17 protein-coding genes are annotated in these 19,503 nt (G+C 71.3%); 8 read left to right on the forward strand and 9 right to left on the reverse strand.

Going from position 1 to position 19,503, the window contains the following annotated elements; all coding sequences use genetic code 11:
* The first annotated feature begins 44 nt into the window (after positions 1-44).
* Entirely contained in the window at positions 45-515 is a 471-nt protein-coding gene (locus ACH4RG_RS23920) for a hypothetical protein (protein ID WP_397921068.1), read from the forward strand.
* A gap of 30 nt (positions 516-545) precedes the next feature.
* On the opposite strand, the gene ppc is transcribed toward ACH4RG_RS23920, so the two are convergent.
* Complete coding sequence (ppc, locus tag ACH4RG_RS23925; protein ID WP_397921066.1) at positions 546-3,275, reverse strand: phosphoenolpyruvate carboxylase; 2,730 nt, start codon at positions 3,273-3,275, stop codon at positions 546-548.
* 396 nt (positions 3,276-3,671) lie between these two features.
* Between ppc and ACH4RG_RS23930 the strand changes: the two genes are divergently transcribed.
* From ACH4RG_RS23930 to ACH4RG_RS23940, 3 genes are all read left to right on the forward strand, one after another.
* Positions 3,672-4,658, forward strand: a complete 987-nt coding sequence (locus ACH4RG_RS23930; RefSeq protein ID WP_397921064.1) for an acyl-CoA desaturase — start codon at positions 3,672-3,674, stop codon at positions 4,656-4,658.
* Positions 4,655-5,341, forward strand: a complete 687-nt coding sequence (locus ACH4RG_RS23935; RefSeq protein WP_397921062.1) for a TetR family transcriptional regulator — start codon at positions 4,655-4,657, stop codon at positions 5,339-5,341. Before ACH4RG_RS23930 ends, ACH4RG_RS23935 begins: the two co-directional genes overlap by 4 nt.
* A gap of 102 nt (positions 5,342-5,443) precedes the next feature.
* Positions 5,444-6,049, forward strand: coding sequence for a Uma2 family endonuclease (locus ACH4RG_RS23940; RefSeq protein ID WP_398540281.1), 606 nt, complete (start codon positions 5,444-5,446; stop codon positions 6,047-6,049).
* 10 nt (positions 6,050-6,059) lie between these two features.
* Here the strand turns inward: ACH4RG_RS23940 and ACH4RG_RS23945 are convergent, their stop codons facing one another.
* Positions 6,060-6,875, reverse strand: a complete 816-nt coding sequence (locus ACH4RG_RS23945) for a trans-aconitate 2-methyltransferase (RefSeq protein WP_398540220.1) — start codon at positions 6,873-6,875, stop codon at positions 6,060-6,062.
* 89 nt (positions 6,876-6,964) lie between these two features.
* Between ACH4RG_RS23945 and ACH4RG_RS23950 the strand changes: the two genes are divergently transcribed.
* Positions 6,965-7,462 (forward strand): MarR family winged helix-turn-helix transcriptional regulator, encoded by a 498-nt coding sequence (locus ACH4RG_RS23950; protein WP_047177062.1) that lies wholly within the window; start codon positions 6,965-6,967, stop codon positions 7,460-7,462.
* On the opposite strand, the gene ACH4RG_RS23955 is transcribed toward ACH4RG_RS23950, so the two are convergent.
* Positions 7,418-8,194: a DNA-binding response regulator gene (locus ACH4RG_RS23955; protein WP_397928329.1), complete on the reverse strand. Its 777-nt coding sequence runs from the start codon at positions 8,192-8,194 to the stop codon at positions 7,418-7,420. The two genes, ACH4RG_RS23950 and ACH4RG_RS23955, sit on opposite strands and share 45 nt — an antisense overlap.
* A gap of 246 nt (positions 8,195-8,440) precedes the next feature.
* Here ACH4RG_RS23955 and ACH4RG_RS23960 point away from each other — a divergent pair, with 246 nt between their 5' ends.
* Positions 8,441-8,881, forward strand: coding sequence for a GNAT family N-acetyltransferase (locus ACH4RG_RS23960; RefSeq protein ID WP_397921054.1), 441 nt, complete (start codon positions 8,441-8,443; stop codon positions 8,879-8,881).
* 18 nt (positions 8,882-8,899) lie between these two features.
* Here the strand turns inward: ACH4RG_RS23960 and galK are convergent, their stop codons facing one another.
* The 3 genes from galK to galT are packed head-to-tail and all read right to left on the reverse strand — an operon-like array spanning position 8,900 to position 12,137.
* Positions 8,900-10,102, reverse strand: coding sequence for a galactokinase (gene galK / locus ACH4RG_RS23965; protein ID WP_397921052.1), 1,203 nt, complete (start codon positions 10,100-10,102; stop codon positions 8,900-8,902).
* Entirely contained in the window at positions 10,099-11,097 is a 999-nt protein-coding gene (galE, locus tag ACH4RG_RS23970) for a UDP-glucose 4-epimerase GalE (protein WP_397921050.1), read from the reverse strand. The genes galK and galE overlap by 4 nt, the downstream gene beginning before the upstream one ends.
* Positions 11,094-12,137 carry a galactose-1-phosphate uridylyltransferase gene (galT, locus tag ACH4RG_RS23975; RefSeq protein WP_397921048.1) on the reverse strand — a complete coding sequence of 348 codons (1,044 nt, stop codon included), beginning with the start codon at positions 12,135-12,137 and terminating at the stop codon, positions 11,094-11,096. The genes galE and galT overlap by 4 nt, the downstream gene beginning before the upstream one ends.
* 234 nt (positions 12,138-12,371) lie before the next feature.
* On the opposite strand from galT, the gene ACH4RG_RS23980 reads away from it, so the two are divergent.
* Positions 12,372-14,042, forward strand: coding sequence for a sodium:solute symporter family protein (locus ACH4RG_RS23980; RefSeq protein WP_397921046.1), 1,671 nt, complete (start codon positions 12,372-12,374; stop codon positions 14,040-14,042).
* Positions 14,043-14,057: 15 nt separating this feature from the next.
* Positions 14,058-14,414, forward strand: coding sequence for a hypothetical protein (locus ACH4RG_RS23985; RefSeq protein ID WP_397928334.1), 357 nt, complete (start codon positions 14,058-14,060; stop codon positions 14,412-14,414).
* 42 nt (positions 14,415-14,456) lie between these two features.
* Here ACH4RG_RS23985 and ACH4RG_RS23990 read toward each other — a convergent pair whose 3' ends face one another.
* The 3 genes from ACH4RG_RS23990 to ACH4RG_RS24000 all read right to left on the reverse strand — a co-directional run bounded on the left by ACH4RG_RS23990 (position 14,457) and on the right by ACH4RG_RS24000 (position 19,321).
* On the reverse strand, positions 14,457-15,167 hold the full coding sequence (locus ACH4RG_RS23990) for a LuxR C-terminal-related transcriptional regulator (protein ID WP_397921042.1): 711 nt from the start codon (positions 15,165-15,167) through the stop codon (positions 14,457-14,459).
* Between the two features lie 271 nt (positions 15,168-15,438).
* Positions 15,439-17,289 carry a PQQ-binding-like beta-propeller repeat protein gene (locus ACH4RG_RS23995; protein WP_397921040.1) on the reverse strand — a complete coding sequence of 617 codons (1,851 nt, stop codon included), beginning with the start codon at positions 17,287-17,289 and terminating at the stop codon, positions 15,439-15,441.
* Positions 17,290-17,374: 85 nt separating this feature from the next.
* On the reverse strand, positions 17,375-19,321 hold the full coding sequence (locus ACH4RG_RS24000) for a PQQ-binding-like beta-propeller repeat protein (protein ID WP_398540221.1): 1,947 nt from the start codon (positions 19,319-19,321) through the stop codon (positions 17,375-17,377).
* Positions 19,322-19,503: the final 182 nt, after the last annotated feature.

Consider the following 19,503-nt stretch of genomic DNA (forward strand, 5'->3'; position numbering starts at 1 on the left):
CACAGGTTGACCGCGGGTGGGGGTCTGGCCAAGGATCGGCCCCCATGAAACGGAGCTCTTCCCAGCGTGCGGCGCTCGCGGGCCGCCGGGTGGCCATGGGGCTGGTCGTCCTGGTGCTGCTGGTCGCCGGTGCGTGGTCGTCGTGGAACACGGCGCACCACATCGTTCTGGCCAAGGGGCGTGACCACGGCACCGTGACGGTGACGGGGTGCGGCGAGGAGACGTGCACCGGTTCGTTCGAGCCGGACGCGGTGTCGCGGGAGCGGGCGCGGGTGAGCGTGGGCCGGTCCGTCGCGGCGCGGGAGGGGGATCGTTTCCCTGTCGTGGTGAAGCCCGGTTCCGATGCGGTGGTCCGCACGGGGGTGCCGGGCTTTCTGCATGCGTGGGTGCCGTTGGGCGGGGCGATGGTGCTGGCCGCGTTCGTGGTCGGCGGCGGGCTGCGGATGTCGCGGACGGCGTGGGGGGTGGGTACGGCGGGGGCGGTCCTGCTGGTGGCGACGTTCGTCGCGCTGTAGCGGGACCGCCCCTTTCCGGCGTGCGTGCGGTCAGCCGGTGTTGCGGAGTCCTGCCGCGACGCCGTTGACGGTGAGCAGCAGGGCGCGGGCGAGCAGCGGGTCGGCTTCCTCGCCGCGCTCGGCCGCCTGGCGCTGGCGGGCCAGCAGGGAGACCTGGAGGTAGGAGATCGGGTCCAGGTAGGCGTCGCGGATGGCGAAGGTCTGCTGGAGTACCGGGCTGGTGCCGAGCAGTTCGGTGGAGCCGGTGACCTTGAGGACCTCTCGTACGGTCAGGGCGTGCTCGGCCTCGATGGCCTCGAAGACGTGCTTCAGCTCGTCGGGGACGAGCGTGTCGACGTAGTGCCGGGCGATGCGCAGGTCGGTCTTGGCGAGCGTCATCTCCACGTTGGAGAGGAAGTTGCGGAAGAAGTGCCAGTGCTCGTGCATCTCGTCGAGGACGGTGTCGAGTCCGGCTTCGCGCAGGGCCTTGAGGCCGGAGCCGACGCCGTACCAGCCGGGCACGATCTGCCGTGACTGGGTCCAGCCGAAGACCCACGGGATGGCCCGCAGGCCGTCGAGGGAGACGCCGGAGCCGGGGCGGCGGGAGGGCCGGGAGCCGAGGTGGAGGTCGGCGAGCTGGTCGACGGGGGTGGAGGCGAGGAAGTACGCGGGCAGGTCGGGGTCCTCGACGAGCTTGCGGTAGGCGCTGTGGGCCGCGTCGGAGACGGTGTCCATGGCCGCGTCCCAGCGGGCGAGGGCCTCGTCGGACTGGCGGGGTGCGGTGTGCAGGGCGGAGGCCTGGAGGGTGGCCGCGACGGTGAGTTCCAGGTTCTCGCGGGCGAGGGCGGGGATGAGGTACTTGTCGGAGATGACCTCGCCCTGTTCGGTCACCTTGATCTCGCCCTCCAGGGTGCCCCAGGGCTGGGCGAGGATCGCGTCGTGGGAGGGGCCGCCGCCGCGGCCGACGGTGCCGCCGCGGCCGTGGAAGAGGCGCAGGCGCACGCCGTAGCGGTGGGCGACGTCGCGAAGGCGTCGCTGGGCGCGGTGGATCTCCCACTGGGAGGTGGTGATGCCCCCGAACTTGGAGGAGTCGCTGTAGCCGAGCATGACCTCCTGGACGTCGCCGCGCAGGGAGACGAGGCGGCGGTAGGAGGGGTCGGCGAGCATGGCGTCGAGGATGACGTCGGCGGCCTTGAGTTCGTCGGTGGTCTCCAGGAGCGGGACGATGCCGATCTTGGCCCAGCCGGCGTGGAGGTCAATGAGTCCGGCCTCGCGGGCGAGGACGGCGGCGGCGAAGACGTCGTCGGCGCCCTGGCACATGGAGATGATGTAGGACTCGATGACTTCGGGGCCGAAGCGTTCGAAGGCCTGCTTGATGGTGTGGAAGACGCCGAGGGTCTTCTCGCCGGCCGCGTCGAGCGGGGCGGGAGTGGGGGCGAGCGGTCGGCGGGAGCGGAGTTCCTTGGCGAGGAGCTTCTGCCGGTAGTCGCGGGGCATGTCGGTGTAGCGCCAGGATTCCTCGCCGAGCCGGTCGAAGAGCTGGCCGAGGGCGTGGTGGTGGGCGTCGGCGTGTTCGCGTACGTCCATGGTGGCGAGCTGGAGGCCGAAGGCGCCGAGGGTGCGGATGGTGCGGTCCATGCGGCCGTCGGCGAAGAGGCCGCCCTTGTGCGCGCGCAGGGAGGTCTGGATGAGTTCCAGGTCGGCGATGAGCTCGGCGGTGCCGAGGTAGTCGCAGCCGGGGCGGTGGGGGGTGCCTTCGGCGAGGCGCTCGCGGGTGTTGACGAGCTTCTGGCGGATGCAGGTGGCCTTGAGGCGGTAGGGCTCTTCGGCGTTCAGCCGCTTGTAGCGGGGGCTGATGCCGGGGAGGCGTTCGAGGTCGGCCTGGAGGGAGGTGAGGAGTTCCTCGGTGGCTCCGGCGTAGCGGATGGAGTTGGAGAGGAGGCCGCGGAGGTGGTCGATCATCTCCAGGGCGTCGGTGATGCCGTGCTCGTGCTGGAGGATCAGGACGTCCCAGGTGACGGCGGGCGTCACGTTGGGGTTGCCGTCGCGGTCGCCGCCGATCCAGGTGCCGAAGGTGAGGGGGCGGGTGCCGGCGGGCAGTTCCACGCCGACGCGTTCCAGTTCGGCGGCGAGGTCCTCCAGGACGTCTCCGACGGCGCCCGCGTGGAGTTCGTCGAGGTAGTAGATGGCGTTGCGGGCCTCGTCGGCGGGTTCCGGGCGGACGACGCGGAGTTCGTCGGTCTGCCAGATGAGGTCGATGTTCTCGGCGAGGCGGAGGTCCAGGCGGCGGCGGTCGGCCTCGATGACCGGGGTCTCCAGGAGGGCCCCGATGCGGCGCAGCTTGTTGAGGACCGAGCGGCGGGCGGCTTCGGTGGGGTGTGCGGTGAAGACGGGCCGGACGTTGAGGTTCTTGACCGTTTCGCGGAGGTGCTCGGGGTCGGCGTCCTTGAGCCGGTCGGCGGTGCGGGCGAGCAGGCCGCCCTCGGCCGCGCGGCGGTCGCGCATCTCGTGGGCGCGGTGGACCTGCTCGGTGACGTTGGCGAGGTGGAAGTAGGTGGAGAAGGCGCGCACGAGCTGTGCCGCGGTCTCCAGGTCCGTGTCGCCGAGGAGTTCGGCGGCGGCCTCGCCGTCGGTTCGGGTCAGGGCGCGGACCCGCTCGACGAGGTCGAGGAGCTCCTGGCCCTCCTGGCGGACGAGGGTCTCGCCGAGGAGGTCGCCGAGGCGGCGGATGTCGGCGCGCAGCGCGGGGCTGGCGGCAGGGGTCTGGTCGGCACTGCTCACAGTGTGCGGCTCCTTGCAGTGAATGAGGAGGTGCGTTCGCTTCGCCGTCCCCACAGGGGTGGTGGGGGCGGGTGGCGGGGTCCGGGGCCCTGCGGCTGGCAGCGGTGCTGTCGCCACGCCCCGACGAGCGGGTGCGGACCGCGCTGTCCGACGCTCCCAGGATAGGTGTCGTCGCAGGCGGCGTGTCCGTTGCCCCGACGGGCGTCGCGGTCGCCGCCCGGGACACCCGGGCCTCTATCCCCTTACCCATCGGGCGGGCGGGGTATCGCGGGTGACGGGTCCGAGCGGCCTCTCGTGTTGTGGTGCCCGTCACTGCCATACTTACCAAGCCGTAGGTTACGGAACCGTAGCCACGGCCGTCCGAGTCTTCTCCCTCACCCTCAGAGGTATCCCCCCATGGCGAGCACCCCCCGTGTGATCGACGAGACCGAGCCTCCCGGTGCGGCCGGAGCCTCGTTGCCCCCCGGCACGCTGGGCGGCGACAAGAAGCGGTCGATCGAGCAGTTCGCGCTGCTGGCGTTCATCGTGGTGCCGTTCGTGGCCCTGGTCGCGGCGGTGCCGTTGGCGTGGGGCCGGGGGGTGAGCTGGCTGGATCTGGGGCTGCTGGTGGTGATGTACTTCGTCGGCTGTCACGGGATCACGATCGGCTTCCACCGGTATTTCACGCACGGTTCGTTCAAGGCGAAGCGGCCGTTGCGGATCGCGCTGGCCGTGATGGGTTCGCTGGCGGTGGAGGGGCCCCTGGTGCGGTGGGTGGCCGATCACCGCAAGCACCACCGGTTCTCGGACGCGGAGGGTGATCCGCATTCGCCGTGGCGGTTCGGGGAGAGCCTGCCGGCTCTGATGAAGGGGCTGTGGTGGGCGCACATCGCGTGGATGTTCGACGAGGAGCAGACGCCGCAGCAGAAGTACGCCCCCGACCTGATCAAGGACCCGGCGATCCGGGGCATCTCGCGCCACTTCCTCTCCTTCACGATCGTCTCACTGGCGATTCCGCCGCTGGTCGGCGGCCTGGTGACGATGGAGTGGTGGGGTGCGGCGACGGCGTTCTTCTGGGGTTCGCTGGTGCGGGTGGCGCTGCTGCACCATGTGACCTGGTCGATCAACTCGATCTGTCACGCGGTGGGCAAGCGGCCCTTCAAGTCCCGTGACCGGTCGGGGAACGTGTGGTGGCTGGCGGTGCTGTCGTGCGGCGAGTCGTGGCACAACCTGCACCACGCGGACCCGACGAGTGCCCGGCACGGGGTGATGCGGGGGCAGATCGACTCCAGCGCCCGGCTGATCCGCTGGTTCGAGATGCTGGGCTGGGCCACGGATGTGCGGTGGCCGGATGGAGCGCGTATCGACTCCCGGCGCACGTCCGCACCGGCCGACGCGGCATGATTGACGACGTGGCGACCGACGGCAGCACGAGCAGCGAGAAGAGCACGACCTCCCCCTCCCGGCGGGCCCGGCGGGTCCGGATGACGGGCAAGGAGCGCCGCGAGCAGCTGCTGGACATCGGGCGCGCCCTCTTCGCCGACAAGGGTTTCGAGGGCACTTCGGTAGAGGAGATCGCGGCGCGTGCCGGGGTGTCCAAGCCGGTGGTGTACGAGCACTTCGGCGGCAAGGAGGGCCTGTACGCGGTGGTGGTCGACCGCGAGATGCGCCAGCTGCTGGACATGGTGACGGGGGCGCTGACGGCGGGTCATCCGCGCGAGCTCCTGGAGCAGGCGGCGTTCGCGCTGCTGGACTACATCGAGTCGTACACGGACGGTTTCCGGATCCTGGTGCGGGATTCGCCGGTGGCGCAGTCGACGGGCACGTTCGCGTCGCTGATCAGTGATATCGCCACGCAGGTGGAGGACATCCTGGGCCTGGAGTTCAAGGCCCGGGGCTTCGATCCGAAACTGGCCCCGCTGTACGCGCAGGCGCTGGTGGGGATGGTGGCGCTGACGGGCCAGTGGTGGCTGGACGTGCGCAAGCCGAAGAAGGCCGAGGTGGCCGCCCATCTGGTGAATCTGTGCTGGCACGGGCTGGAGAACCTGGAGGCGAAGCCCCGGCTGATAGGGCACCGGAAGAGCTGACCGCGCGACCCTTCCGCACGTCGTCACCCGTTGTGATGACGGGTGCGGATTTCCCGCCGTACTGTGGTCGGGAGGGCAGAGGATCCGTCCATGGGAGGAACCATGACCGCCGAGCCGACCACCGCGCACAGCTCCCGCTGGCCGGTGCCCCCGCAGGACGGATACACCGTGAACGATCTGTTCACGCTGCCCGATCTCCCGCCGCACACAGAGCTGATCGACGGGAGCCTGGCCTTTGTGAGTCCGCAGCGCAAGTTCCACAGCATGGTGATCGATTTGCTGGTGGCAGGGCTGCGCAGTACGGCGCCACCGGAGGTGAAGGTCCGTCGCGAGATGACCGTGGTGCTGGACCGGCGGAACGGGCCGGAGCCGGACGTCTCCGTCGTTCGCACCGAGGCTGACACCAAGGGGATGGAGCAGACGTCGTACGCCGCCGCCGACGTCCTCCTCGCCGTGGAAGTCGTCTCCCCCGACTCCGAGGCCCGCGACCGCGAGGCCAAGCCGCACAAGTACGCGACGGCCGGCATCCCGCACTTCTGGCTGGTGGAGATGACCGGCACCGACCAGCACCCCGTGGTGCGGGTCTACGAGCTGGACCCGGTGACGAAGGCGTACGCGCTGACCGGGACCCATCACGACCGGCTGAAGACGGGTGTGCCGTTCCCGGTGGACATCGACGTCTCGGCGGACGCGCTCAAGGAGCTGTAGGGCCCGTCGGTCACGCCTCCGGCTTCTTGCGGGCGACGGCGAAGATGCGGCGGAACGGGAAGACCGTGCCGTACGGGCCGGGCGGGTAGGCCTCGCGGAGCAGGTCGCCGTATTCGGTGAGGAACGCGTCGCGGGCCGCCGGATCGTCGGCCAGGGCGGTGAGGACGGGGCGCAGGGCGGTGCCCTTGACCCAGTCGAGGACCGCGTCGTCGCCGGACAGGGTCTGGAGGTAGGTGGTCTCCCAGACGTCGGCCGTGCAGCCCAGGTCGCGGAGGCGGGTGAGGTAGTCGGCGGGGTCCAGGGCGGAGGCGGTGCGGTCGCCGATGCCGTGGAGCAGGGGGCGCCAGCGGTCGGATTCGCGGAGGGCGGCCAGGAGGGTGTGGCTGGGGGCGGTGAAGTTGCCGGGGAGCTGGAAGGCGAGGGTGCCGCCGGGGGCGAGGGCGTCGAGCCAGCGGGGGAAGTGTTCGGCGTGGCCGGGGATCCACTGGAGTGCGGAGGTGGAGACGATCAGGCCGTACGTCTCGGTGGGTGTCCAGGTCGCGGCGTCGGCCTCGGCGAAGTCGAGCAGGGGAAGCCGGGCGTGGGCGGCGGCTTCGGCGAGCATCTCGCGGGAGGTGTCGTAGCCGGTGATCCGGGCGTCCGGCCAGCGGTCCGCCAGGAGGGCGGTGACGTTGCCCGCGCCGCAGCCGAGGTCGGCGATGCGGGGTGCGGGGTGGCCGGGGAGGTCGCCGACGCGGGCCAGGAGGTCGTGGAAGGGGCGGGTGCGGTGGTCAGCGTGGCGGAGGTACTGCTGGGGGTCCCAGGAGGGCTGGGCGGGTGCGGTCATGGGGGACAGGATCACGCCGATAATCTCTTGATGTCAAGACACTTGAATTCAAGAGACTTCATGTCGAGGGACCCTCTACACTGATCGGTATGGAGGACGAGGTCGACCGACTGGTCGCTGCATGGCGCCGAGAGCGCCCCGACCTCGACGTGGAACCACTCGAGGTGCTCAGCCGTGTCTCCCGACTGGCCCGCCACCTCGACCGGGCCCGCCGCATAGCCTTCTCCGAGCACAACCTGGAGCCGTGGGAGTTCGACGTGCTGACGTCGTTGCGCCGGGCCGGAGCTCCGTACCAGCTCTCCCCCGGGCAACTGCTCACCCAGACCCTGGTCACCTCCGGCACGATGACCAACCGCATCGACCGGCTGACCAAGAAGAACCTCGTCGAGCGGCTGCCCGACCCGAGCGACCGACGCGGCGTCCTCGTCCGGCTCACGGCCGAGGGGCGCGACAAGGCCGACCAGTCGCTGGCCGGACTGCTCGACCAGGAACGCGCCATCCTCGGCGAGCTCTCCCGCCAGCAGCGCGGCGAACTGGCCGGGCTACTGCGCCAGTTGACCGCCCCGTTCGACAACATTCCGACTTAGCGGCGGTTCGGCGGGGCCGACCCCCGCCCGGCGGGCCAGCGCCACCGCGGCCAGCGTCGAGTGCACCCCGAGCTTGCCCAGCACGTTCTGCATATGGGTGCGCACCGTGTGCGGGGAGAGGAACAGGCGCTCGGCGACCGCCTTGCGGCCGAGTCCCGCCACCATGCAGCGCAGCACCTCCCGCTCCCGGGGCGTCAGCGACTCCACCAGCAGCTCGCTCTCGGTGCGGTGCTTGCGGGCGGCGGTCAGCTCCCGCAGTACGCCGGTGAGCAGCGCGGGCGGCAGGTGCGTCTCGTCGCGCAGCACGCCCCGTATCACCGCCAGCAGCCGCTGCAACGAGCAGTCCTTGGCCACCCAGCCCGAGGCTCCCGCCTGGAGCGCCCGTGCGGCGGCCCGCGGATCGTCCTTCTCGGCGAGCACCACCGACCGGACGGCGGGCCGGCCCGAACTGACCTCGGCGACCAGGGAGATGCCGTCGACGACGCCCGCCCCCTCCTGCCGGGGCACGGGGACGGCGTGCGCGCCGTCGGCCGTCCCGGCGCCCAACTCGGCGTCCACCAGCAGCACGTCGTAACCGCGCCCCTCGGCGGCGGCCCGCTCCAGGGCGCGCAGCGCGGCCGGGCCGCTGCCCGCCGCGGACACGTCCACGTCGGGCTCGGCCGCGAGGGCCGCCGCGAGCGACTCGGCGAAGATGCGGTGGTCGTCGACCACCAGAACCCGGATACGCGCCACAGAACCCCCATCGGTGGGGGCGGACAGCTGCGGGTACGGCGTCCGGAGGCCTCGGCGCGGCCCGCCGTGCTCCGGCCGCCGCCTTCGCACCGCCTGCCGCCCCGCCCCCGGGCGCCGTACCCGGCTCTCTCGCTCCCCTGAATGAGCACCGGCCCCCACCGGTGCTGAGCATCAGCGTACGGGTGGGGGCCACGGGCGGAAGGCGATTCGCCGAACTGGTTGCCCAGGGTGTTTAGGGTGTGCTTCATGTTCCGTCTTGAGACAGAAGTGGACAAAGAACGTCGTATTCTGCTGAGCGGGCGTCTGCACGAGGACAACATCGCGGCCGCGGCCGGCCTGCGTGCGCTGCTCTCCACCCCCGCCGAGCACGAAGTCCCGCTGGAGGTCTGGGCGTTGGACGAGCTCGGGGCCCTGGCCGGTGGGCTGACCGGGCGCACCTGGGCGTACTGGCTGCATGTCGACCTGCTCTGGGTCGACGCCCCGCACCGAGGCTCCGGCCTCGGCGCGCGTCTGCTCGCCGAGGCCGAACGGACCGCCCGCACCGAGCGCGCCTGCACCCGGTCGCGGTTGGAGACCTGGGACTTCCAGGCCCCCGGCTTCTACCGCGGACAGGGGTACGAGGAGATCGGCCGGGTCGCGGACTACCCGCCGGGCGTCACCGAGTTCATCCTGGTCAAGGAGTTGTGAGCGCGGTGCCCCGGGGGCTCACCGCAGTCGGCGCGCTCCTCCCGAAGGAATGGCGTCGAAGATCCCCGGGGCCGTGTGCCCGGCCGCCGCGAACGCCTCGCTGACGGCCTTGGCCACGGTGCCGGCCGCCGCCGCCTCCACCAGGACGACCGCCGAGCCGCCGAAGCCGCCGCCGGTCATCCGGGCGCCGAGCGCCCCGGCCTCGTTCGCCGCCTCGACCACCAGGTCCAGTTCGGGGCAGGAGACCCGCAGATCGTCGCGGAGCGAGCGGTGGCCCTCGTTCAGGACGGGGCCCGCGGCGCGGACGTCGCCCGCGTCGAGCAGGGCGATGACCTGCTCGACCCGGCGGTTGTCGCCGACGACATGGCGTACGTAGCGGACGACGGACTCGTCCGCCCCGGCGTCGGCGAGCGTGGTGAGCGCCGCGTCGAGACCGGCGTACGGCAGGTCGCGCAGCATCGTTATGCCGAGCAGCCGGGCGCCCTCCTCGCAGCCTGCCCGGCGCTCCGCGTACGCCCCGTCGCCGAGCGCGTGCTTGACCCGGGTGTCGACGACCAGCAGCGTCAGGCCCTGGGCGGCCAGGTCGAAGGGGACCTGGCGCACGGAGAGGTCGCGGGTGTCCAGGTGGAGGGCGTGGCCCTCGACGCAGCAGGCCGAGGCCATCTGGTCCATGATCCCGCAGGGCACGCCGACGAAGTCGTTCTCGGCGCGGCGGCCGACGACGGCGAGTTCGGGGCCGGTGAGGCCGAGGTGGAAGAGGTCGTTCAGTGCCAGCGCGGTGACGACCTCCAGGGCGGCGGAGGAGGAGAGTCCGGCGCCCGTGGGCACGGTGGAGGTCAGGGAGATGTCCGCCCCGGTGACCGGGTGCCCCGCCTGGCGCAGCGCCCAGAGCACCCCGGCGGGGTAGGCGGCCCAGCCGTGGCCGGAGTGCGGGACGAGTTCGTCGACGCGCAGGGAGACGACGCCGCCGGGGACGTCGGAGGAGTACAGGCGCAGGACGCCGTCGTCGCGGCGGGCGACGGCCGCGACGGCGGTGTGCGGGAGGGCGAGCGGCATGACGAAACCGTCGTTGAAGTCGGTGTACTCGCCGATCAGGTTCACTCGTCCGGGTGCCGCCCAGACGCCGTCGGGCTCGCCCCCGTACAGCTCGGCGAAGGTGACGGCGGGGTCGGTCCGGTCCGGCTCCGCGAGGGGCGTGGACGGGGCGGTGGTCTCGGTCATGGGGTGGTCGTGTCCTCTCGGCGGGCGAACTGCCAGGCGTCGGCGATGATTCCGGCCAGGTCGGCGCGGGAGGGCTGCCAGCCGAGGCGCTCGACGGCGGTGGTGGCGGAGGCGACGAGGACGGCCGGGTCGCCGCCGCGGCGGGGGGCGGCGGTCTCGGGGACGGGGTGACCGGTGACCTTGCGGGCGGTCTCGATGACCTCGCGGACCGAGAAGCCGTTGCCGTTGCCGAGGTTGCAGATGAGGTGCTCGCCGACGGCTGCGGCCTCCAGGGCCAGCAGGTGGGCGTCGGCGAGGTCGGCGACGTGGATGTAGTCGCGGACGCAGGTGCCGTCGGGGGTGGGGTAGTCGTGGCCGTACACGGAGATCGACTCGCGCTTTCCCAGGGCCACTTGGAGGACCAGTGGGATGAGGTGGGACTCGGGCGCGTGGCGTTCGCCGCAGTTGCCGTAGGCCCCGGCCACGTTGAAGTAGCGCAGCGAGACGGCGGCCAGGCCGTGGGCGGTGGCCTCGCCGCTGATCATGTGGTCGACGGCGAGTTTGGACGCGCCGTAGGGGCTGGTGGGGGCTGTGGGGGCGGTCTCGGTGATGGGGCTGGAGACCGGTTCGCCGTAGGTGGCGGCGGTGGAGGAGAAGACGAGGGTGCGCACGCCGTGCTCGCGCATCGCGGCGAGCAGGGCAGTGGTGCCGCCGACGTTGTTGACCCAGTACTTCTCCGGGTCGACGACGGATTCGCCGACCTGGGAGAAGGCGGCGAAGTGCAGGACGCCGTCGTAGGAGGGGTCCAGGTGGCGGGCGGCGTCCTGGACGCGGCCCTCGATGAACGCGGCTCCGGCCGGGACGCCCTTGCGGAAGCCGGTGGAGAGGTCGTCCAGGACGGTCACCGTGTGCCCGGCCTCCAGCAGGTGCTGGGCGACGACGCTCCCGACGTAGCCGGCTCCGCCGGTGACCAGGTACTTCTTCGGGAGCTTGCCGGCCTTCGGGGAATCGCTCACTTGCTCGCTACCTCTCGCAGTCGCTCGGCCGCGGCCTCCGGCGGCACGTCGTTGATGAACACGCTCATGCCGGACTCGGACCCCGCGAGGAACTTCAGCTTGCCGGAGGTCCGGCGAATGGTGAAAAGCTCCAGGTGCAGGGCGAGGTCCTCCCGCCCGGGAACGCCGAACGGCGCCTGGTGCCAGGCGGAGATGTACGGGGTCGGCGGCTCGCCGGGGCCGAAGATCCGGTCGAAGCGCCTCAGGAGTTCCAGATAGACCCGGGGGAACTCCGTCCGCGCCCGCTCGTCCAGCTCCCGCAGGTCGGGGACGCGGCGGCGGGGGTACAGGTGGACCTCGTAGGGCCAGTGGGCCGCGTACGGGACGAAGGCGGTCCAGTGGTCGGTGGCGAGGACGACGCGCGAGCCGTCCTTCTCCTCGCGGGCGACCACGTCGTCGAAGAGGTTGCGGCCGGTCTCCTCGCGGTGGCGGGCGGCCGAGCGGAGCATCAGCTCGGTGCGCGGGGTGACGAAGGGGTAGCCGTAGATCTGGCCGTGCGGGTGGCCGAGGGTGACGCCGATCTCGGCGCCCCGGTTCTCGAAGCAGAAGACCTGGGTGACCTGGTCGAGTGCGGCGAGTTCGGCGGTGCGGTCGGTCCAGGCGGCGAGGACGAGGGCGGCCTGTTCCTCGGTGAGGTCGGCGAAGGAGGCGTCGTGGTCGGCGGTGAAGCAGACGACCTCGCAGCGGCCGGAGTCGCCGGCGAGGGAGGGGAAGCGGTTCTCGAAGACGGCGACGTCGTAGTCGCTGCCGGGGATCTCGCCGGCGCGTCCGTCGCGCGTGGGGCAGAGCGGGCAGGCGTCGGCCGGCGGGTGGTAGGTGCGCGCCTGGCGGTGCGAGGCGACGGCGACCGCGTCACCGAGCAGGGGGTCGCGGCGGATCTCGGACGAGGTCGAGACGGGATCCAGCGGGCGGTGGTCGACGGCGTCGCGGACGGTGTCGTCGGCGGAGTCGTAGTAGATCAGCTCACGGCCGTCGGCGAGGGTCGTAACCGTCTTCTTCACCAGGGTCCTCCACCAGGGTCCTCCAACATAATCGCACATAACAAATCACAAGCAAACACGCGCGTCAATGGCCGCGACCATCCCCAGCATGGCGCGATCCCGGATGGCATACCCGGACATTCACCCGCACTCGATCACGATCGAACAAAGAACCCCAACGAGACTGTTCATTTCCCGAATGCAGAGGCGTAAGTTCCGACGGGTTCAGTTCGCGCAACGAAGCGAGTACCCCCCATGCACACACTTGCCGAAGGGCTCCGGCTCCCCACGAACGGGCTCGACTACGCCATCCTGGCGATCTACTTCGTCGTCGTGCTCGGCATCGGCTTCGCGGCCCGTGCCAGTGTGAGGACGAGCCTCGACTTCTTCCTCTCCGGACGGTCCCTGCCCGCCTGGGTGACCGGGCTCGCCTTCGTCGCGGCCAACCTCGGCGCCACCGAGATCCTCGGCATGGCGGCCACCGGCGCGCAGTACGGCGTCGCGGTGGTGCACTGGTACTGGATCGGCGCGATCCCGGCCATGGTCTTCCTCGGCCTGGTGATGATGCCGTTCTACTACCGCTCCAAGGTGCGCTCCGTGCCGGAGTTCCTGCTCCAGCGGTTCGACAGGTCCGCGCACCTGCTGAGCTCCGTGCTCTTCGCCTTCGCGGCGATCCTCATCGCGGGCGTCAACCTCTACGCCCTGTCCATCGTCGTGGAGGCGCTCCTCGGCTGGCCCCAGTGGGTCGCGATCGTCGTCGCGGGCCTGTTCGTGCTGGTCTACATCACGATCGGCGGACTCTCCTCGGCGATCTACAACGAGGTGCTCCAGTTCTTCGTCATCCTCGCCGCGCTGATCCCCCTCACCGTCCTCGGCCTGAAGCGGGTCGGCGGCTGGGACGCGATGAGCGACTCGCTGACGAAGCAGCACGGCGGGGACTTCATGACCGCCTGGGGCGGCACCGGCATCGGTGACGCCAACCCGCTGGGCGCCAACTGGCTGACGATCATCCTGGGCCTCGGCTTCGTGCTGTCCTTCGGCTACTGGACGACGAACTTCGCCGAGGTGCAGCGCGCCCTGTCCGCGAAGAACCTCTCCGCCGCCAAGCGCACCCCGCTGATCGCCGCCTTCCCGAAGATCTTCATCGTCTTCGCGGTGATGATCCCGGGCCTGGTCGCCGCCGTGATCGTGCCCAAGATCGGCACCCCGGACTCCGACCTCACCTACAACGACGCGATACCCCTGCTGATGCAGGAGCTGCTGCCCAACGGCGTGCTCGGCATCGCGGTGACCGGTCTGCTCGCCGCGTTCATGGCGGGCATGGCGGCCAACGTGTCCTCGTTCAACACGGTGTTCACCACCGACATCTGGCAGCGGTACGTAGTGAAGGACAGGCCGGACGCCTACTACCTGCGCTTCGGGCGGCTGATCACGGCGATCGGTGTGCTGGCCTCGATCGGCACGGCGTTCATCGCCGCCAGCTTCTCGAACATCATGAGCTACCTCCAGACGCTGTTCTCGTTCTTCAACGTCCCGATGTTCGTCGTCTTCATCATCGGCATGTTCTGGAAGCGGGCCTCGATGAAGTCCGGCGTCTGGGGCCTGGTCGCGGGCACCGGGGCCGCGATGGTCAACTACTTCTGGATCTACCAGGGCGGGATCATCGACATCCCGTCCGACCAGGGCGCCAACTTCGTCTCCGCGATCGTCGGATTCGTCGCCGGAGCCGTCGTCATGGTCGCCGTCACCCTCTTCACCGCGCCGAAGCCCGAAGCGGAGCTGGCCGGTCTGGTGTACGGGACCGAATCGCCGGATGCCGACGAGGCGCTCGACGAGGCCGACAGCGCCTGGTACCGCAAGCCCGCACTGCTCGGCTGGGGCGCGGTCGTCCTCGCCGCCGCCTGCTACGTCCCCTACTCGTTCTGATCGGAGGCACTCACCATGTCCGACCCGCACCTGTCCGAACCGCGCACGTCCGACCTGCACAAGGAAGTCTCCGAGCTGGAGCGCGAGTCCGCCACCGCCGCCCGTCTCTTCGACATCCGGCGGATCATCGGCGGCCTGTTCGTGGTCTACGGCGTGATCGTCACCATCGCCGGCGTCAGCCCGTCCGACGCCGACCTGAAGAAGGCCGAGGGCGTCCACATCAACCTGTGGACGGGTCTCGCCATGCTGGCGCTCGGCCTGTTCTTCCTGGTCTGGATGAAGCTGCGCCCGGCCGAGGCCCCGACGGCCCCGGAAACCGGTCCGGACCCGGCTTCGGGCCCGGGCCCCACGCCGGAGTCCGGCGCGGGCTGACCCGCCCCACCGCTCGTCCGCGCTGCCCGCAGGGGCCGTACGTCACCCGCGCTGACCGGGGATGTACGGCCCCTGCGGCGTGCCGCCGTCGTCCGCGGCCCGCTCCAGCAGTCCCGTACGGGCCGCGAGGGCGGCCGCCTCCAGCCGGGAGCCGACGCCGAGCTTCATCAGGACCCGCTGGACGTGGGTGCGGGCGGTGCTCGGGGCGATGTCCATGCCGGCCGCGATCAGCCGGGTGCCCTCGCCCTCGGCGACCCGCACGAGCACCTCCGCCTCGCGCGGCGTCAGCATCCGCAGCAGCCGCCGCCCCTCGTCGTCGGGCTGGGCCGTCGGATTGAGCAGTTCGGCGAAAGCCCCCCGCAGCAGCTGCGGGGCGATGGCGCTCTCCCCCGCCCTCGCCTTGAGCATGGCCCGCTCGACGCCCTCGATGCGCTCGTCGTGCCGGACGTACCCCGCGGCCCCGGCGGCGAACGCCGCGGCGATCCCGCGCGGGCTGGGCACCGGTCCGAGGACCACCACCGCCACCTGCGGGCGCTCCTGGCCGATGCGCGCGATCGGGTCGAAGACCCCGGGGGCGGCGGGCGTGGCCGTACCGAACAGACAGACCTCCGGGGCCCTGCTGACGACCAGCTCCGCCGCCCCGGACGTCGGCGCCGCCGCCGCGAGCACCCGGTGCCCGCGCAGTTTCAGCGCCGAGGCGAGTGCCTCGGCGAGCAGCCGGTGATCATCGACCACCATGAGCCGCACACCCACGGTCCTCACCCCTCAAAGCCCTGTGTGCCCGGCCCCCCGGACTCCTGCCCCGGCAAGTTACACGCTTGTTCGACGCCGCGCGGCCCTTACGTGGGAGAAGCCCCCGGAAGGCCGAATTCTGCGCCACGCGGGCCTCGTCGACCTGCGTTCACGGCTCGTTGACCGGGACTTCGCGATCACTTCACGGGCGGAGAACGATCGGCCCCGCCGGTGAGGTGATCGACCGGCGGGGCCTGGCACTGCGGGACGCTCCCCGGGGAGAGCGCGGTGATCAGTCGGTGCGGTAGGCGACGACGAGGTAGCGCTTCTCGTCGGGGTTGACGGTGCTGGGCTTGTGGACCGAGCTGGTCGCCATGTAGAACCGGCCGTCGGTGTAGTGGAGTTCGGCCGAGCCGATGTTGAACCGCTTCTCGGCCTCCCGGACGGTCTCGTCGCTCGGGTTCTCCATCAGCAGGGTCTGCTTGAAGGTCTCGCCGTCGATGGAGACGACCTGGCCGCCCTTGTCGTACGGGCCCTCCTTGTAGGCGATGATGCTGGTGCCGTCCATCCGGAGCGGCGTCAGGGTGTGGCGGTCGCCCGCGTCCGCCCGGCCGCCGAGGAGCTTTCCGGTGGTCAGGTCGAAGGCGACGATCTCGTTCGTGTCGCCGTACTCGCTGGTGCCGTCGTGCCTCTCGGTCGGCAGGTAGAGCCGGTTGTTGCCGACGGCCATGTGCTGGCACTGCTCGACATCGGTGGAGCCGCACTCCGCCGCGTACTTGTCCGCGTCGGCGGGAATGCGGACGATCAGCTTGCCGGTGGCCGCGTCGATCGAGAAGAAGTCGGAGATGCTGCTGCCGTCGCCGGCGGTGTCGCCGACGTCGGCCGCGACCACCAGCGGCTTGGTGGAGACGATGCTCGCGTAGTCGACGCCCGCGGGCATCTGGAACGAGGACAGCGGCGCGCCGGTCGTCGGGTTCAGCGCCTGCACGGTGAGCTGCGGGCTGTCGGACGTGCCGCACCTGCGGACCACGGCGAGGGCTTCGCCTCCCGCGTAGCCACGGTCGTAGCAGCCGTCCGCGCCGACCTTCGGCTTCCAGAGTTCGGCGCCGTCGGCCAGCTTGAAGGCCGCCCCGCCGGAGGTTCCGCCCGCGGCGACGGTGGTCCCGCTGAGCGTGACCTCGTCGAAGCGGATCGGCCGGTCGCCGCCGGTGGCGGAGGTGACGCTCTTGCTCCACAGGAGCTTGCCGGCGCTCAGGTCGATCGCGCCGACCTGGTTGCACGACGGGTACTTGTTCTCCTTGGTCGCCTTCGTCTCCTGGAAGACGATGGCCGCCTTGTAGTCCTTGCTCATGTGCCGGGACACGGTGCAGATCTCGCCGGCGAGCGGGAAGGACCAGAGCTTGGTGCCCTTGTCGCGGTCGTATCCGGTGATCTCGGCGATGCCGGACTTGACGTACGCCTTGTCGGTGACCCAGGAGCCCGCGACCGTGGTGATGTCGGTGACCACCGGCTCCGGGAACTGGAAGGCGACCTTGGACTTGGTGTTGGCGGGCGCCTTCTCCTCGCCGCCGGCCAGGCCGCCCTCGCCGCCCTTGGCCTCGCCGCCGGTGGCGCCGGACGAGGAGGCCTCGTCCTTCCCGCCCTTGTCGTCGCCGGTGGAGGCGTAGATGAGCCCGCCGCCGATGATCAGCACCACGGCGACGGCCGCGGCGACGATGATCTGCATCTGGGTGGAGAACTTCTTGCCGCCGCCGGCCGGCTGCGGGGCCCCGTACTGCGGCTGCATCGGCTGGGTCGGGTAGCCGTAACCCTGCTGGGGCATCCCGGGCTGGCCGGCGGGCCCCTGCGGGTAGCCGTAGCCCTGCTGCGGGGCCTGGGGGTAGCCGTACCCGTTGGGCTGCGGCGCGGGCGGGGTGGGGTAGCCACCGGCCGGGGGCGGGGTGCCGTAGCCCCCGGCGGGCGTGCCCTGCGGGGCGGCTGGCTGCTGCGGCGGCTGCTCCGGCTGCTTGCCGAAGGGGTCCGCGGGCGGCGGGGTCGGCCCGCCGAACCCTCCCGGCGGCGGGTCCTGCGGCGCGCCGAAGCCACCGGAGGGCGGGGGCGTGTTCGGCGGTTCGTTGGGCGGCTGCTGCGGTGGCTGGGTCATGGCGTGCGTACCTCGGGAGACGAGTGGGTGTGGGGGCGCGTGGGGCCGGGAGGGGCCGGCCTCGGTCGGATGCCGCGGCGGACCGTCACTTGGTGAACACCAGCATCGTCGACTGCTCCAGCTCTTCCTTGTCGTTGCTCGCGCTCACACGCTTGCTGAAGATGTAGGAGCGGCCGTCCTGGTAGAGGACCTTGGACGAGAAGAAGCCGTTCTCGATCCGCCCGGCGGACGCCGGGTGCTGGAGCAGCGTCTTGGGAGTGCCGCCGGTCGGCGGCAGGGTCACGAGTGCGCCGGCGGTGTCGTACTTCGGCCGCATGTAGAGCAGCACGTCGCCGCCCTCCATGCCCAGCGGCTTCACAACGCGCTCGGCCGGGGCGGGCGCCTCCCACTTGGGCTTCCCGGTGTTCAGGTCGAACGCGATGACCTTGTTCGTCCGCGAGGTACCGCTGCTGTCGTCCTCGGTCGCGATGTAGAAGGTGTTGGCGTCGGCGGCGACGCCGCTGCACCCTTCGAGATGCGTGCCGAAGACCGCGAACCTGCCCCCGCAGTCGGCGGTGAGCTTGTCGCCCTTCGCGGGCGCGAGCTGCGAACGCAGCTTGCCGCTCTCGGTGAGCGCCGCGATGCCGTACTGCTTCTTCGCCTCGTTGTCGAACCTGACGACGAGCGGGTTGACCGAGTAGACCTTGCTGACCTCCCAGCCGCGCGCGGGCTGGTACGTCCACTTGGTCTTGCCGGTGACCGGGTCCAGCTCCTGGACCTGGTGCTGCGGGTTCTTGACGTCGTCGGTGCGGCAGCTGGCGGCGGCGATCAGCTTCGCGCCGCCGGCGAAGGCGAAGGGCTTGCAGTTGCCCTCGGGGTTGCCGAACAGCTCCTTGCCGTCGCTGACGCGGTAGGCGTTGGCGTTGCCGGTGCGCCCCACCGTGACGGTGTCTCCGCTGATGGCCAGACCGATGTCCGACAGGAAGTCCCAGGTGCCGTTCTTCTTGATCGTCTTCTTCCAGCCGGCCTTGCCGGTGTTGAGGTCGATCATCTGGAGGACGGAGCACTTGGCCCGGTCGGTGGTGCCGTCCTTCACTCCGATGACGAGCTTGCCGTCGGCGGTCGCGGTGTTGGGCGTGGCGCACACGTCGGCGGGGAGCTCGAGGGCCCACTTCTGCTTGCCGTCGGCGACGGCGTAACCGGAGACGCCGCGGTACATGGCCTTGGCGACCAGGTCGCCGGTGAACCAGGGGCCCTCGACGGACGCGCCGCCGCGCGGCAGGTCGACGTCGTTCTTCTGGAGCCAGGCGACCTTGGCCTCGCCCGGCTTGCGCCCGGCGTTGAGGTCGTCGTTGCCCTCGCGGCCGTCACCGGTGCCGTCGCCCTCGTCGACCGTCGGCGACTCGCTGGGGGGCTTGGGGTCGTTGCTCGTGCCGGCGACGGGCTTCTTGGGGTCGTCCCCGCCGTCGCTCACGAGGAACCAGGTGCCCGCCCCGGCGACCAGGACCACGGCGAGCGCCGCCGCGACCACGATGCCGGTCTTGTTCTTGAGGAACCCGCCGGGACCGGAGCCCGGTCCGCCGGGGGCGGGGGCGCCGGGGTGCTGCTGCGTCGGGTAGCCGTAACCGGACTGGGGCTGCTGACCGTACGGACCGGGAGCCTGCTGACCGTAGGGGCCCGAGGCCTGCTGACCGTACGGTCCCGGCGCCTGCTGACCGTAGGGGCCGGGCTGCTGGCCGTACGGTCCGGGCTGCTGGCCGTACGGTCCGGGGGCCTGGCCGGGCTGCTGCGGATAGCCGTAGCCGGGCCCGGCCGCGGGCTGCTGCTGCGGATAGCCGTACGCCGGGGCGCCCGGCGGGGGCGTCTGCGGCGGGCCGGCCGGGGGCCCGGGCGGCTGCGCGGGGGGCGGCCCCTGGGACGGCTGACCGGGCGGCGTCCGCGGCGGCTTCGCCAGGTTCGGCTGGTCCTGGGGCTGCTGAGGAGCTCCGTTCGGCGGCTCCTGCGGAGCCCCGAAGCCTCCCTGCGGCGGTTGCTGGCTGGGCGGCTGGCTCATATCAGCACGTCCCCCTTCGTGCGGCCCGGTGCGCGAATCGGTCTCCCCCGCATTCCCAAGGGGGTGAATTCCCCTCGGAAAGGAGCGAATCGGGCATGGCTTCCGCGGTGTTACGACAGTCGGGCGGGGCTTCTTTCTACCACCCGCCCGCCACTGGGCACCGGTTCGGGCCAAACCCTGTT

Origin of the sequence: Streptomyces sp. NPDC021019 (genome assembly GCF_044333295.1) — a bacterium.
GTDB lineage: Bacteria > Actinomycetota > Actinomycetes > Streptomycetales > Streptomycetaceae > Streptomyces.